The organism is Microbacterium sp. JZ70 (genome assembly GCF_053903225.1).
Genome location: NZ_CP096405.1, coordinates 2,141,121 through 2,154,979 on the forward strand (window position 1 = coordinate 2,141,121; position 13,859 = coordinate 2,154,979).

General features: G+C 72.0%; 13 protein-coding genes and 1 tRNA gene. 6 read left to right on the plus strand and 8 right to left on the minus strand.

All coding sequences use genetic code 11. The features are described from left to right. Positions 1-10: 10 nt before the first annotated feature. The 5 genes from M1D46_RS09760 to M1D46_RS09780 are packed head-to-tail and all read left to right on the plus strand — an operon-like array spanning position 11 to position 6,254. On the plus strand, positions 11-1,129 hold the full coding sequence (locus tag M1D46_RS09760) for a FecCD family ABC transporter permease (protein ID WP_456285441.1): 1,119 nt from the start codon (positions 11-13) through the stop codon (positions 1,127-1,129). Positions 1,130-1,176: 47 nt separating this feature from the next. Beyond that, complete coding sequence (locus tag M1D46_RS09765; protein ID WP_456285442.1) at positions 1,177-1,941, plus strand: ABC transporter ATP-binding protein; 765 nt, start codon at positions 1,177-1,179, stop codon at positions 1,939-1,941. Then, a complete protein-coding gene (locus M1D46_RS09770; protein WP_456285443.1) occupies positions 1,938-2,936 on the plus strand; it encodes an ABC transporter substrate-binding protein in 999 nt (332 codons plus the stop codon). Before M1D46_RS09765 ends, M1D46_RS09770 begins: the two co-directional genes overlap by 4 nt. A gap of 4 nt (positions 2,937-2,940) precedes the next feature. After that, the gene (locus tag M1D46_RS09775; protein WP_456285444.1) at positions 2,941-4,617 is read left to right on the plus strand and encodes an ABC transporter ATP-binding protein/permease; all 1,677 of its coding nucleotides are present in this window, start codon (positions 2,941-2,943) and stop codon (positions 4,615-4,617) included. After that, positions 4,614-6,254, plus strand: coding sequence for an ABC transporter ATP-binding protein (locus M1D46_RS09780; protein WP_456285445.1), 1,641 nt, complete (start codon positions 4,614-4,616; stop codon positions 6,252-6,254). Before M1D46_RS09775 ends, M1D46_RS09780 begins: the two co-directional genes overlap by 4 nt. Here M1D46_RS09780 and M1D46_RS09785 read toward each other — a convergent pair. Beyond that, positions 6,232-6,927: a helix-turn-helix transcriptional regulator gene (locus M1D46_RS09785; RefSeq protein ID WP_456285446.1), complete on the minus strand. Its 696-nt coding sequence runs from the start codon at positions 6,925-6,927 to the stop codon at positions 6,232-6,234. The genes M1D46_RS09780 and M1D46_RS09785 overlap by 23 nt on opposite strands. Before the next feature lie 90 nt (positions 6,928-7,017). On the opposite strand from M1D46_RS09785, the gene M1D46_RS09790 reads away from it, so the two are divergent. Beyond that, the gene (locus tag M1D46_RS09790; RefSeq protein ID WP_456285447.1) at positions 7,018-7,455 is read left to right on the plus strand and encodes a hypothetical protein; all 438 of its coding nucleotides are present in this window, start codon (positions 7,018-7,020) and stop codon (positions 7,453-7,455) included. Between the two features lie 8 nt (positions 7,456-7,463). On the opposite strand, the gene M1D46_RS09795 is transcribed toward M1D46_RS09790, so the two are convergent. The 7 genes from M1D46_RS09795 to M1D46_RS09825 all read right to left on the minus strand — a co-directional run bounded on the left by M1D46_RS09795 (position 7,464) and on the right by M1D46_RS09825 (position 13,654). Beyond that, complete coding sequence (locus M1D46_RS09795; protein WP_456285448.1) at positions 7,464-8,714, minus strand: CoA transferase; 1,251 nt, start codon at positions 8,712-8,714, stop codon at positions 7,464-7,466. Then, positions 8,711-10,213 (minus strand): sodium/proline symporter PutP, encoded by a 1,503-nt coding sequence (putP, locus tag M1D46_RS09800; protein ID WP_456285449.1) that lies wholly within the window; start codon positions 10,211-10,213, stop codon positions 8,711-8,713. Before putP ends, M1D46_RS09795 begins: the two co-directional genes overlap by 4 nt. A gap of 105 nt (positions 10,214-10,318) precedes the next feature. Next, positions 10,319-11,134, minus strand: a complete 816-nt coding sequence (locus M1D46_RS09805) for a shikimate 5-dehydrogenase (RefSeq protein WP_456285450.1) — start codon at positions 11,132-11,134, stop codon at positions 10,319-10,321. A 36-nt stretch (positions 11,135-11,170) separates the two neighbouring features. Then, a complete protein-coding gene (locus tag M1D46_RS09810; RefSeq protein WP_324011487.1) occupies positions 11,171-11,806 on the minus strand; it encodes an MBL fold metallo-hydrolase in 636 nt (211 codons plus the stop codon). Between the two features lie 67 nt (positions 11,807-11,873). After that, a tRNA-Glu gene (locus tag M1D46_RS09815) sits at positions 11,874-11,946 on the minus strand. 122 nt (positions 11,947-12,068) lie between these two features. After that, the gene (locus tag M1D46_RS09820) at positions 12,069-13,112 is read right to left on the minus strand and encodes a DUF4349 domain-containing protein (protein WP_456285451.1); all 1,044 of its coding nucleotides are present in this window, start codon (positions 13,110-13,112) and stop codon (positions 12,069-12,071) included. Next, positions 13,112-13,654, minus strand: a complete 543-nt coding sequence (locus M1D46_RS09825) for an RNA polymerase sigma factor (RefSeq protein WP_271171673.1) — start codon at positions 13,652-13,654, stop codon at positions 13,112-13,114. Before M1D46_RS09825 ends, M1D46_RS09820 begins: the two co-directional genes overlap by 1 nt. Positions 13,655-13,859: the final 205 nt, after the last annotated feature.

Genomic DNA, 13,859 nt, shown 5'->3' on the forward strand with positions numbered 1-13,859 from the left:
GTTAGCGTCCATGATGACGCTCGGCGCCGACCGCAGGCGCACTCCGGCGTACGCGCCGCATGACGCTGGCGCGCGCGCACGGCTCGCGCGCCGCACGACGCTCCTCTGTCTCGCGCTCGGCGCTGCCGCCGTCGCCCTGGTCATCGTCTCCGGTTCCGTCGGGTCCGTTCCGGTGACTGTCGCAGAAGCCGCGAAGATCGTCCTCGGCCACGTGCTGCCCGGTATGCCGTGGATGACGGATGGCACGCTCGCCCCGTTGCAGGACCAGGCGGTGTGGCAGTTCCGACTGCCGCGCGCGCTCCTCTCGGCGCTCGCCGGCGGCGGCCTCGCGCTCGCGGGGGCGCTCATGCAGGTGACCGTGCGGAATCCGCTGGCGGAGCCGTACATCCTGGGCGTGTCCTCCGGAGCCAGCGTGGGCGCGGTGCTCGTGATCGTCACGGGCTCGGCGGCGCTGGGGGGAGTGTCCATGAACGCTGCGGCCTTCGTCGGCGCGCTCGGCGCATGCGTGTGCGTGTGGGCGCTCGCCCGGAGAGACGGCATGCTGTCACCTACCCGCATGATCCTCGCCGGAGTGGCGCTCGGCACCCTGCTCAGCGCGGTGACGAGCTACCTCACCATCTCCACAGACGCACAGAACGTCGTCAGCGTGCTCTTCTTCCTCCTCGGCAGTGTGTCCGCGGCGACGATGTCCAGCCTCACCGCCCCCGCGCTGGCGCTTCTCGTCGCAGTGTTCGCGTCGTTCTTCCTCGCTCGCTCGCTCAACGCGCTCATGACCGGCGACGAGTCGGCGACCGCGCTCGGCGTGGACGTCGCGCGGCTCCGCGGTCTCCTCCTCCTCATCGCCTCTCTGCTGACGGGCGTCGTCGTGTCGGTCGCCGGAGGCATCGGGTTCGTGGGCCTCGTCGTCCCCCATCTGGTGCGGATCGCTGTGGGCGCGGATCACCGCAGGGCGCTTCCGGTGACGGTCCTCGGGGGCGCCGTGTTCCTCATGGGCGCCGATCTGCTCGCACGCACCGTCGCTGCGCCGACCGAGATCCCGCTCGGGATCCTCACCGCATTCGTCGGGGCGCCCTTCTTCCTCTGGCTCATGCGCCGCGGTGGCGCCGATCGAGCGGGCTTCGCGCGGTGAGAGTGGTCTTCGAACGCGTCACCGTCGCCCTGGGGGGACGGGAGGTCGTGCACGCCGCATCGTTCGCTGCCGAGGAGGGAGAGGTCGTGGGGCTCCTCGGCCCCAACGGCAGCGGCAAGTCGTCGCTGCTGCGGACGCTCTACCGGGCCGTGCGACCCGTGAGCGGAAGCGTGCGCATCGGAGATCGCGATGTGCGGGCTCTGCGCGGTCGCGAGGCCGCGAGGGCGGTGGCCGTCATGCTGCAGGACCCGGCGACGGACTTCGATCTCACGGTGGAGGAGACCGTCCTGCTCGGTCGTGCTCCACACCGCGCGTCATTCGGACGGGACGGCGCCGCGGATCTGCAAATCGCAGAGGATGCGATGCGCAGGACCGAGACCGAGCGTCTGCGCGATCGGATGGTCGCCACGCTCTCAGGCGGCCAGCGGCAGCGCGTCATGCTCGCCCGCGCGCTCGCGCAGCAGAGCCCGGTCCTCGTTCTCGACGAGCCGAGCAATCATCTCGATATCGCCCACCAGCACGAGCTCATGAGCACCGCGCGCGACCTCGGTCAGACGGTTCTCGCCGCGCTGCACGACCTCAACCTCGCGGCGCAGTACTGCGACCGCGTCGTCCTGCTCGATCAGGGCCGGGTTGTCGCGTCGGGAACGCCGGTCGACGTGCTCGAGCCGGCGGTCATCCGCTCCGTCTTCGGCGTCGAGGCACGTGTCCTCGGCGAGCCGTCCGCTCCCGTCTTCGCCTTCCGGCGTCTCGCCCGTGCGGACGCCTCATCCTCCCTTCCCGCCGATCCAGAGAGCACGCTCATCGCATGACCGTCAGACTCCGCCCCGCTTATGCCCTTCTCGTCGCCAGCACCGTCGTCCTCGCCGGGTGCGGGACATCCGTCGCGGTCGACGCGGCCCCCGAGGATGCCGTCGGGGAGGTGAGGATCGAGAACTGCGGCCGGGAGCTGGTCGTCGAGCAGGCTCCGGAGGCGGTGGTGGGCATGCACCCCGCCCAGACCGAGCTGCTCCTTCGACTCGGTCTGGCCGATCGCCTCGTCGGCCAGGCCCAGGCAGCAGCCCAGGCGCTTCCGGCGGACATCGCGGATCTCGCCGCGGACGTTCCCGCGATCGGGGACGTGATGCCCCCGAGCCGGGAGGACCTGCTCTCCGTGCAGCCGGACTTCGTCTACGCGCCGACGACCTACGAGTTCACCGCCGAACAGGGCTTCGCGAGCATCGAGCAACTCGAGCAGGCGGGGGCCGACGTGTATGTCGCGGCGGGAGGCTGCCCTGAGCGGCGGATGACCGGCGAGGTCGCCGACCTGCTGATCGATCTCGAGAACCTCGGGAAGATCTTCGGCGTCGAGGAGCAAGCCGCGGCACTCATCCGAGGCAGCGAGCGCGACCTCGAGGAGGTCGCGGCGGCCGTCGCCGACGTCGACCGCCTGAGGGTCGCCCAGGTGTTCGTCGACGGCACGACCCTTCAGGGCATCGGTGCCGGCGTCGAGTACGACATCCTCCAGCGCGCGGGTGCGCAGAGCGTCTTCACGCCCGAGCAGTCGGCGTTCTCCGACTTCTTCGCCGCCGCCATCACCCCGGAGGCGCTCGCCGCGGAGGCACCCGACGCCCTGGTGTTCTCCGTCTTCGACGATGAGCACGAGGCTGCGACACGCGAATACCTGTCGGAGACCTTCCCCGACATGCCCGCGGTCGCCGAGGGGCGCCTGATCGCGGTGTCGAGCGCCGGCGTCTTCCCCGGCACCCTCGGGAACGTCGCGCTCGTGCGCGAGATCGCCGAGCAGCTCTACCCCGAAGCCTTCTGAGCCGATGATCCATCGGCGGCTTCTCGAGCTCGCCGGCGCGGTCTCGGGTGCGATCGCGGGCGTGGCCGCGCTCGGCCTTCTCCTCTCCGGGCTCCATATCGCCTTCGCGATGGCGATCGCCGCGGCCGTGGCCGCGATCGTGTCGGGCGGGCCAGGCGTGGTGGGCTCGGTCGCTGTGCTCGGGGCGGTCGCTGCGGCTCGCGCGCTCGTGGTCTGGGTGAGGGACACGACGGCAGCTCGGCTCGGCGCCTCGGTCCGGGTCAGACTGCGTGCGCGTCTTCTCACTCGCGCCGTCGGGATCTCCGCGACGGACCGGGACTCTGGTCGGATCGCCGCGATCGCGATCGACGGCGTCGATGGACTCGAGGCCTACTTCACGCGCTACCTCCCTCAGCTGATCGTCGTGCTCGTGGTACCGGCGACGGTCGTGGCGCTGACCGTCGGACGTGCTCCGACCGCGGGCGTCGCTCTCGGCATCGCCGCGGCGGTTGCGGTTATCGCGCCGCGCGCATGGGACGCCCGCCTGCTGCGCACGGGACGGGAGCGCTGGGAGCGGTTCACCCGTCTTTCGTCGGACTTCGTCGAGAGCCTCGAGCACATCCCGCTCCTGAGGATCTTCGGCGCGACGGCGCGCGCGGCGGACCGGCTCTCGGCGGAGGGCGATGCGCTGAGGCGCGACACGATGGGTCAGCTGCGACTGTCGCTGGTCGAGACGGCCGTCAGCGCGCTCGCGATGCACCTCGGAGCGGCGGCAGCCGTGATCTTCGCGACCCTGGCGGTGTCCGGCGGAGACGGCGATGGCGCAGCCGCGGTCGCGGTCCTGCTGCTGGCGCGGGAGTGCTTCCGTCCTGTCCAGGATCTCGGGGCGTGCTGGCACGCCGGGTATCTGGGCCTGAGCGCGGTCGACGGCCTCGATGAGCTGCAGCGGTCCTCCTCGACAGCGCCCCGCATGGGGGGACGGCCCCGGCCGGCGCCGACCGGGCTCCTCGAGTTCGAAGGCGTGTCCTTCACCTATCCGGCTACCGGTCGCGGCGTCCGCGATGTCCGTCTCCGCGTCGAAGCGGCGGAGACGCTGGCCGTGATCGGCCCGTCCGGCGCGGGCAAGAGCACGCTCGCTCGGCTCGTGGAGCGCGACATCGACCCCGATGCCGGCATCATCAGGATCGGCGGCGTCGATATCCGGGACTTCGACCGCGTCGCACTCAGCGCGAGCGTCGCCGTCGTGCCGCAGGACCCCGTGCTCTTCGCATGGTCGGTACAGGACAATCTGCGGCTCTGCCGGCCGTCGGCCGCCGACGCCGAGGTGGAGCAGGCCGCGCGGGTCGCCGATGTGCACGACGTGATCGCCGGACTGCCGGAGGGCTACGACACCGTCCTCTCCGAGAACGGCGGACAGCTGTCGGGCGGCCAGCGGCAGCGGCTGGCGATCGCGCGTGCGCTCCTGTCGCCGGCGCCCGTGCTCATCCTCGACGAGGCGACCTCGGCGCTCGACGCGGAGTCGGAGCGGCGGATCGTCGACGCCGTGGCGACCGCGGCAGCGGGTTGGCGCACGGTGGTCGTCATCACCCACCGGGCGAGCACGGGAGCACGTGCAGACCACTGGGTCGCCATCGAGGACGGGCGCGTCGCCGCCCGCGGCCGCGGTCCCGTGCCGACCTCGCGCGGAGCAGTGCTTCGATGAGGCCGCTGCTGCGCCTTCTCCCGGTGGTGGCTGTTCGGCGAGGGCGATTCGTCGAGGCGATCCTGTGGAGCGTCGTCTGTCAGGCGGCAGTGCTCGGGATCGCGATCCTTCTCGCACGCATGGCCGGGCTCGCGGCGGTCGGTTCGCCGCTGCCGTCGTCTGCCCCCGTGATCGCCGTGCTGCTGGCGGTGCTGGCGGCGGCCGCGGCCTGGCGCGAATCCTGGGTGTCTCACGATCTCGCGTATCGGGTGATCGGAGAGCTCCGCTCCCGCGTCTTCGGGGTGCTCCGTCGCGCCCTGCCGTCGCGCATCCGTCCGCGTCGCACGGGCGACCTCGCGACCGCGGTGGTCGCGGACATCGAGACGCTCGAGTGGCTCTTCGCGCACACGATCGCACAGGCGCTCGGGGCCGTCCTCGTGCTCTCGACGGCCGTTGCCGTCTCGATCACGGTGAGCCCTCTGCTCCTGCTGGCCTGGACGCCGCCGCTCCTCATCGGCGTCGTCGTGCCGATGGCGACCCGTCGGCGGGCTGGGCGGGATGGTGCCGCTCTGGCCGCAGATGCGGGTGCACTGCGCGCCGAGCTCGTCGACACGCTCCGAGGCCTTCGCGAACTCGCAGGGGCCGCGGCACTCGAGCGTCAGCTCGATCGTCTCGCGGAGCGGACGCTCCGGCACACCCGTACGCAGGTTCGCGAGGCGTCTCGCGTCGGGGCGGAGCGCGCGATCGCGGACCTCGCCATCGCCATCGCCGTTGTCTCTGCGGTGCTGGTCGTGGTCGCGGACACGGGAATCCCACGCGCGGACATCCCGCTCGCGGTCACGCTCGCCGCGGCGGGCGTCGCACCGGCCGCGCAGATCGCTGACCTCCTGCGCGGGGCGGGGACCTTGACCGCCGCAGCGGCGCGCATCGACTCCCTGCTCGCGGAACCGCCTGCGGTGACCGACGAGCTCTCGCCGACCCCGAGGCTCCGAGACGCGAGAGGGCTGTGCTTCGACGGTGTCTGCTTTGCGTATCGTGCGGGAGCTCCGGTCCTGCAGGACCTCCACCTTCACGTCCGGCCCGGCGAGATCGTCGCGTTGACCGGAGCATCCGGCTCAGGCAAGTCGACGGCGGCGGCGCTTGCCTCGCGGCAGTGGGATCCGGACAGGGGAGCGGTGCGGATCGACGGCGTGGACCTGCGTGCTCTCGCGGACGATGCACTTCGCGCGCGGATCGCCGTGGTCCCGCAGGGGTCGCCGCTCCTGCGCGGAACGATTCGCTCGAATATCGTCCTCGGCGATCCTCACGCGCCCGAGGAGCGGATCACGGCGGCCGCGCGTTCGGCGGGACTCCTCGACGCGCGGTCGGGGCTTCCACGCGGCCTCGACACCGACGTCGGCGAGCACGGGGCCGGTCTCTCCGGCGGTCAGCGCGCGCGTGTCGCGATCGCTCGGGCGCTCCTGCGCGATCCTCGCGTCCTCGTCCTCGACGAGGCGACGGCCTCGCTCGACGCCGAGGCCGACGCGGCGATCATGGAGCTCCTGGCCCGTCAGAGTGAACGCGCGGTTCTTCTCATCTCGCATCGGCCGGCGACGATCGCGGCAGCGCATCGCCTCGTCGCACTGAGCGCGGCCGCTACGCCCCGTCTCGGAGGGTGACGCAGCAGCGGCCGTCCTCCGGCTCGAGGGCGACCGCGGGCGAGTGCGGCGCGAGCGCGTCGCCCACTCCGTCGATGAGCGCGCAGTTCATGCCGCACACCAGGTCGCGGTGATCCTGGGCGAGTCGATGGAACGGGCAGTTCCGCAGCACCGTGGTGGGCCCCTCGCGCTCGGGCTCGTATCCCTCGCCGCGCAGGATGTCCTCGGCCGCTTCCCGCGCGGCGGACGCGGAGACGGGCGGCTCGGCGCCCCGCGCCGCGGCGATCGCACGGCCCCTGGCTCGCGCGACGTCGGCGACCGCCTCCGCCACCGGGATGCCGTCGGCCGCGCTGCGCGTGATCGCGCGGGCGAGCAGATCACCCGCGACGTCGTAGCCACGCGGCGGCACCGAGACGGCGATCTCGCTCTCGGCAGGGCGGTACCGCTTGGCGGGTCGCCCCGCTCCCGGGCCCGTGCGCCCGGGCGGGCGGGCGTAGTCGACTGTCACGAGGCCGTCCTGCTCGAGGCGGTCGAGGTGGAACTTCGCCTGGTGATGCGGGATGTCGAGCGCGCTCGCGGCCTCGTCGCGCGTGACCGCGTGGCGCTGGCGGCTGAGGAACGCGTAGATGGCGCGGCGGAGCGGATCGGCGAGCCCGCGGATCCGGCGGGTGGCCTCGGAATCGGCATCGGTCATCTCGTCCGCCTTCTTTCGGAGAACCCTCTTGACGAAAGACTACCCCCGTTCTAACGTGCGGAGTAACTTCCGATAGAAAGGACGACGCTCATGTCGACACTCCGCAGTTCCCGAGCAGAGACGCTCACCGGGGTCGGCGATCTCCGCTCTCCGACGCACCAGGCGTTCCTGCTGCTCCGCACCGTGTTCACCGCCGCGCCGATCCTCTTCGGGCTCGACAAGTTCGCGAATCTCCTCGTCGACTGGACGATCTACCTCGCGCCCTGGATCGACGCGATCCTCCCCGGCGACGACGTGTTCGCCATGCGCGTCGTCGGGGTCGTCGAGATCGCCGCCGGCGTGCTCGTCGCGATCCTCCCGCGCTGGGGCGCGTGGGTCGTGGCGGCGTGGCTGCTCGGGATCATCGTGAATCTGCTCACCCTGCCCGGCTACTTCGACGTGGCGCTGCGCGACTTCGGCCTCCTCGTCGGCGCGGTCGCGCTCGCGCGTCTCGCCGAGGGAGAGCGCAGGGCTCGCGGCGCGCGCTGAGCCGGATGTCAGCGCCAGGCGGGTGCGGCCGCGCCGTACCCGCCGACGTCGCGCTCGATCGTGCGGCGGTCGAGGAGGACCGGGGGAGGGGGCAGGAAGAGCGTGCCGTGCGGGGAGCTGACATTCACCATCGTCGTCCCCATCGACACCTCGTCGTCGGTCTCGGGCGGCGGCGCGGACGCGAGGAGCGCCCGCGCCGCGCCGAGGAGGCTCGCCCGCACGAGACCGCCGCGCCCCGAGGCGAGGAGCTCGAGCACGCGCGCGGCCAGCACGTATCCGGTCGCGAAGTCGAGCGCCTGCACGGGCAGCGCGCCCGGTCGTCCGTCGGCGTCGGCGCACAGGTCTGCGATCCCCGTCGCCGCCTGGACGATCGAGTCGAATCCCGCACGGGCACCCCAGGGGCCGTCCTCGCCCCACGCCGAGAGGGTCGCGACGATGAGGCCCGGGTGATCGGCCGCGAGGGCGGTCGGCGTCAGTCCGAAGCGGTCGAGGGAACCGGGGCGGTAGCCCAGCACGACGACGTCGGCGTCGGCGACGAGAGCCCGCGCGTCGGCGGCGCGGCTCGCGAGATCGAGCTCGATCGAGCGCTTGCCCATCCCGGTCAGGAGGTGCTGCTCGAGGATCTCCAGTCGGCCGGGCGGATCCACCCGCAGCACGTCGGCGCCGAGGCAGGCGAGGAGCTGCGTGCACGTCGGTCCCGCGAGCACCCGGGTGAGATCGAGGACCCGCACGCCCGCGAGCGGGGCGGTGTCGGATGGCCCGATGCGGCTCTCCCCGTCCGGGACGACCTCGCTCCAGGCCGCGTCATGCGTCACGCGTCCGTGCGGATGGTCCTTCCACTCATCGGCCGTGCGCACGCGGGCCGCGATGCCGCCCGCCGCGACGACCGTGTCCTCGAGCTCCTGCGCGGGCATGCCGGCAGCGCGCGCGTCGAGGTCGCGCCGCGTCTCGACCCCCAGCGCGCGGCGGATGGCGTCGGCATGGTGCGGGTAGTTGCCATGCAGACGCGCGAATCCGTCGGCGCAGGTGACGAAGCCCGAGAGCTCAGCCCACGGCGACACGCTCCGGCCGTCGACGCGGGCGTGCTCGACCGTCTCGAACGCCGATCGGATGAGCTCGGAGGACGTGTCCACCGAGACGGACAGTCCGCGGGCGCGCGCGACAGCACGCGCGCCATCCGCGGCCGCGGAGACCGCCGTGATCGCGAGGCCCTCGACGTCGAGCGGGCCCTGCCACCAGCGGCGGATGCCGATGCTCACGCGGGCGCCCCGGGCCGCGCGATGGTCAGAGCGGCCGTGTCCGTGAACTCCCGCTCGATGTCCGCGTTCGCGCGGTACGTCGCGAGGCTGACGAGCACGGCGATGATGAGGGCGCCGATGAAGCCCGGGAGCAGCTCGTACACGCCGGTGCCGAGCAGCGGCCATGTGAAGACGATGACGGAGCCGGAGACCATGCCGGCGAGGGCGCCCCACGCCGTGAGGCGCTTCCAGAACAGGCTGAGGAGGATGAGCGGCCCGAAGGACGCACCGAACCCGGCCCAGGCGAACGCCACGAGCCCGAGGATCGTGTCGTTGGGGCTGATGGCGAGGAGTGCCGCGACGATCGCGACGGCGAGGACGCACGAGCGCCCCAGGATCACCAGCGTGCGGTCACGCGGCGGAGCCTTGCGCACGACCTTGTAGAGGTCCTCGACGAGTGCCGAGGAGCACACGATGAGCTGGCTCGAGATCGTGCTCATGATGGCCGCGAGGACGGCGGCGAGCACGAAGCCGGCGATGAGCGGGTGCAGCAGGATCTGCGACATCCGCAGCACGACCGTCTCCGGGTTCGCGAGCTCCTCGACGCCGGGCTGGTCGAAGTAGGCGATGCCTGCGAGGCCCGCGATGACCGCGCCGCCCATCGAGATCACCATCCAGCCGATCCCGATGCGCCGGGCGGGCTTCGCCCCCGCCGGCGTCGGCAGCGCCATGAAGCGCACGATGATGTGCGGCTGGCCGAAGTAGCCCAGACCCCACGCGAGGGCCGACACGATCGCGAGCACCGTGGCACCGGACAGCGCCTCGCCGCCCGTGAACGAGAGGGCGTCGGGCGACGCCGAGGCGATCGCCTCGCCGACGGCGCCCAGCCCGCCGACGTTCGCGATGGCGACGACCGGCACGAGGATGAGCGCGACCATCATGAGCAGGCCCTGGGCGACGTCGGTGAGAGAAGCGCCGAGGAACCCGCCGAACAGGGTGTAGGCGAGCGTGACGCCCGTGACGAGGAGCATGCCCACGAGGTAGTCGCCGTCGAACGAGCTCTCGAAGAACACGCCGCCGGCGACCATCCCCGATGAGATGTAGAGCGTGAAGAAGACGAGGATGATGAGGGCCGAGACGATCCGGAGCAGCCGCGACCGGTCCTTCAGCCGATTCTCGAAGAAGCTCGGCACGGTGATCGAGTTGTTGCTGACCTCGGTGTACGCGCGCAGCCGCGGCGCGACGATGAGCCAGTTCAGGTAGGCGCCGATCGTGAGCCCGATCGCGATCCAGGCCTCGATGAGGCCGGTCGCGTAGATCGCGCCCGGGAGTCCCATCACGAGCCATCCCGACATGTCCGACGCGCCCGCCGAGAGAGCGGCGACCCAGGGCGGCAGGTTGCGCCCCGCGAGCATGTAGTCCTCGTGGTCCTTCGTGCGGCGGGCGGCGAAGAAGCCGATCGCGAGCATGCCCGCGAAGTAGATGCCGAGCGCGATGTAGAGGTAGACCTGGTCGGACATCGTCGTTCCCGCCTTTTCCTGTCGAGGGGCCCCGCCCGCGCGGGCCTGTCGTGCACAGCACGGTACTCCCCGGCCGCGCGTCGCGGGGAAGGCGCTCCGCCGTGGTCAGCCGGCGCGCGAGAACTCGGAGGCCCGGCGCACCTGATCGGGCGTCGGCGTGACGCCCGTGTACCGGGCGAACTGACGGGCGGCCTGCAGGGCGATGACCTCGGCGCCCGTGATGAGCCGCTTGCCGGCGTCGCGTCCCGCCCGCACGAGCGGCGTCTCCGAGGGGAAGGCGACGACGTCGAAGACGACGTCGGCGGCCTCCACGTGCGCGGGCGAGAAGGCCAGCGCGTCGGCGTCGGGGCCGTCCATGCCGAGCGGCGTCACGTTGACGATCACGCCCTCGCCCGGCTCGGGGTCGGTCGGCGTCCACCGGTACCCGTAGGCGTCGGCGAGGGCCGGTCCGGCCTGCGGGTTGCGCGCGACCACGGTCACGCGGTCGAATCCCGCGCCCCGGAAGGCCGCGACCACGGCCTTGGCCATCCCACCCGAACCCCGCACGACCACCGGCAGCGCGGGGTCCACGTCATGCGCCGCGAGCAGCTCGGCGACGGCCTCGTAGTCGGTGTTCGAGGCGATGAGGCGGCCGCCGTCGTTGACGATCGTGTTCACCGAGGCGATCGCCTCGGCCGAGGGCTCGATCTCGTCGACGAGCGGGATGACAGCCTCCTTGAACGGCATCGACACCGAGCAGCCGCGGAAGCCGAGGGCCCGCACGCCGCGGATGGCGCCCTCGATGTCGTCGGTCGTGAACGCCTTGTACACGAAGTTCAGGCCCAGCTCCTCGTAGAGGTAGTTGTGGAACCGCGTGCCGATGTTCGAGGGCCGGCCCGAGAGCGAGATGCAGACCGACATGTCCTTGTTGAGGATGGGCATGACGCCATTCTGCCCGGGCCGCCCCTCGGCCCCCGATCAGCCGACGTCGATCGCGTCGCCCGCGTCGAGGTCGTGGAACACGCCGCCGCCCTGCTCGGTGGCCCAGCGCAGGCGCCCGCGGTGCATCGCGAGGCCCTGCGCGGACAGCGGCACGTCGTGGGTGCCGAACGCGGCGCGCGGCGCGACCGCGAGGACGAAGTCCATCGCCTCGCCGATCTTGAGCCAGGGCGCGCCGATCGGCGCGGCGAGCAGCGGCACCTCGCGCCCGGGGAGCGCGTACGAGTCCCCCGGGTAGTAGAGGAGGTCGTCGACGAAGACGCCGATGTTCTCGACGAGCGGGATCGAGGAGTGGATCTCGTTGTGCACACCGCCGTGGAACGAGAGGCGGAAGGGGCCGGCGGTCGCGCTGTCTCCCGATGCGACGACGACCGCGTCGCCGTCGAGCTGCGCGGCGACGGCGCGCGTCGTGAAGACGGGAGCCGACGGATGGCGCGCGCGGAGCGCCGCGATGTGCTCGGGGGTCCAGTGATCCGGATGCTCGTGGGTGATGACGATGCCCGCCAGATCGGAGATGTCCGGCAGGGCGGCGGTGAACGATCCCGGGTCGACGACGAGCGTCGCCCCGTCCTTCTCGATGCGGAGGGCGGCATGTTCGTGCTTCGTGACGCGCATGAGGATCAGTCAACCACCGGGAACGCGAAGAAGCCCGGATCCTCGGATCCGGGCTTCTTCTCTACGGTGACCCCAGCGGGATTCGAACCCGCGTTACCGCCGTGAGAGGGCGGCGTACTAGGCCGCTATACGATGGGGCCGTAGTCTGTGTTCAGTTCTTCGTGTTCTTCCCGTTCCCGGGCACCAGAAGAGTATGACACGGAGAGACAGGGGCGGGCAAATCGAGGCCCCCTCCTGCGGTCGCCCGCGCGTGTCTGGCCGATCAGCGCCGGTTTTCCGGAACGGCCTCCCCGCGTGCGCGCCGCCGCCTGCGCAGGCGGACCACGAGCCAGCACGCTCCTGCGACGATCGCGGCCGCCCCCAGCCACGGGAGGAGGAAGCCGAGCGCGACGACTGCGCCGCTCACGGCCGCCACGAGGCCGTTCCAGCCCGCCACGAGTCCGTCCTGGAAGCCGGCCGGGTCGGGTGCCGTCACGGGGGGCTCCGTGGTGAGGGTGATCGTGAGGCTCGACATCGCGACCTGGCCCTCGAGGAGCGCGAGCTCCTGCTGGTAGGACTCGAGCTGCGCCTGGCGCTCCGAGAGCGACTGCTCCGCCTCGAGCAGCTCCGAGACCGTCCCGGCCTGCGCCATGAGCTCGGTGAGCCGTTCGACCGACGCCTGCGCCGCCGCGATGCGCGCGCGCAGATCCACCGCCTGCGTCGTGACGTCCTGCGCCGAGAGCTCCGTGTCGTGGACCTCGCCGACATCGCCGAGCGCGTCGACGACGGCGTCGAGGTCGTCGGCCGGCACGCGCACCGTGACCCAGCTCGCCCCGGGGAGCGCGGCGTCCTCCGCGGTCGCCTCCGTCACGCGGAGCCCCTCGATGTGCCCTCCGTGCCGCTCGACGAGAGCGCGGATGTCGTCGATCGCGTCATCGACGTCGTCGACCTCGACCGAGGCGGATCCCGTGCGGATCACCTCCCTGTCGGCTGCGGCGTCGTCGCCCTCGACCGGCGCGGTGACGCTCTCGCCCTGGAGGGGAGCGGACTCGCCGCCCTCGCTCGAGCTCGCCGAGCCGTCGTAGGCGGCTTCCGAGCCGCGCGGCTGATCGAACCAGGACACGGCGGTCGGGGCGATCGCGAGCGCGAGGACGAGCACCGCGGCTCCCGAGACGATCCCCGGCCACATCCGACGCCGTCGCGGTGCCGGACGCAGCGCGCGATCGCGGTGCCGCTCGTCGTCGATCGCCGCGAACACCCGCTCCTCGATGCGGTCGATGACCTCGGCAGGCACCTCGGGCAGCACGGCGTACTCCCTCTCGTCCATCACGACTCCTCTCCGACGACGGCACGCAGGCGCGTGCGGATGCGGGAGAGACGATTGCGGACGACCCCGTGGCCGACGCCGAGCTCCTCGGCGGCCGCGGCATAGGCGTACCCGTCGACCGCGCACAGCCGGAAGATCCGCTGGTCCAGGGGGCTCAGCGTGCCGACCTCCTCGACGATGCGCTCGGCGAGCCGTGCGTCGAGCACCTGCTGCTCGACGCTCACGAGGCTCGGAAGCGCCTCGTCGACCTCGTCGGCGGCAGCGCGCCTTCGCGCGCGGATCCGGTTCGCGGCCTGGAGGCGGCAGATCGCGGCGAGCCACGGCAGCAGCGATTCGCCGACGAGCTCGAGCCCCGCGATCTTCCGCCACGCCGTGACGAACGTCTCCTGCGTGACGTCCTCCGCGTCGGCATCGGATCCGACGAGGCGGTGCGCGATCCAGTACACCGGCCGGGCGTGCCGACGGTAGAGCGCGCGGAACGCGACCTCGTCGCCCGCCCTCGCGGCGGCGACGAGCTCGGCGTCGCGCTGTGCGTCGTCCATCGCGCCTCCCGATGCGGATACGTCGTCTCTCATCGATCAGGTGTCCGGCGAGAGCGCGTTCGTCTCACATGCAACCATCCGCACTGGCCGCTTGGGTATCCTGATGGTCGAAGGGGAGTATCCCGTCAACGCCTGCTCGTCATCACGGACCTCGACGGAGGGGTCCCGGTCAGGCACCGTGCGCAGCACGGGGGAGAGACTTTCG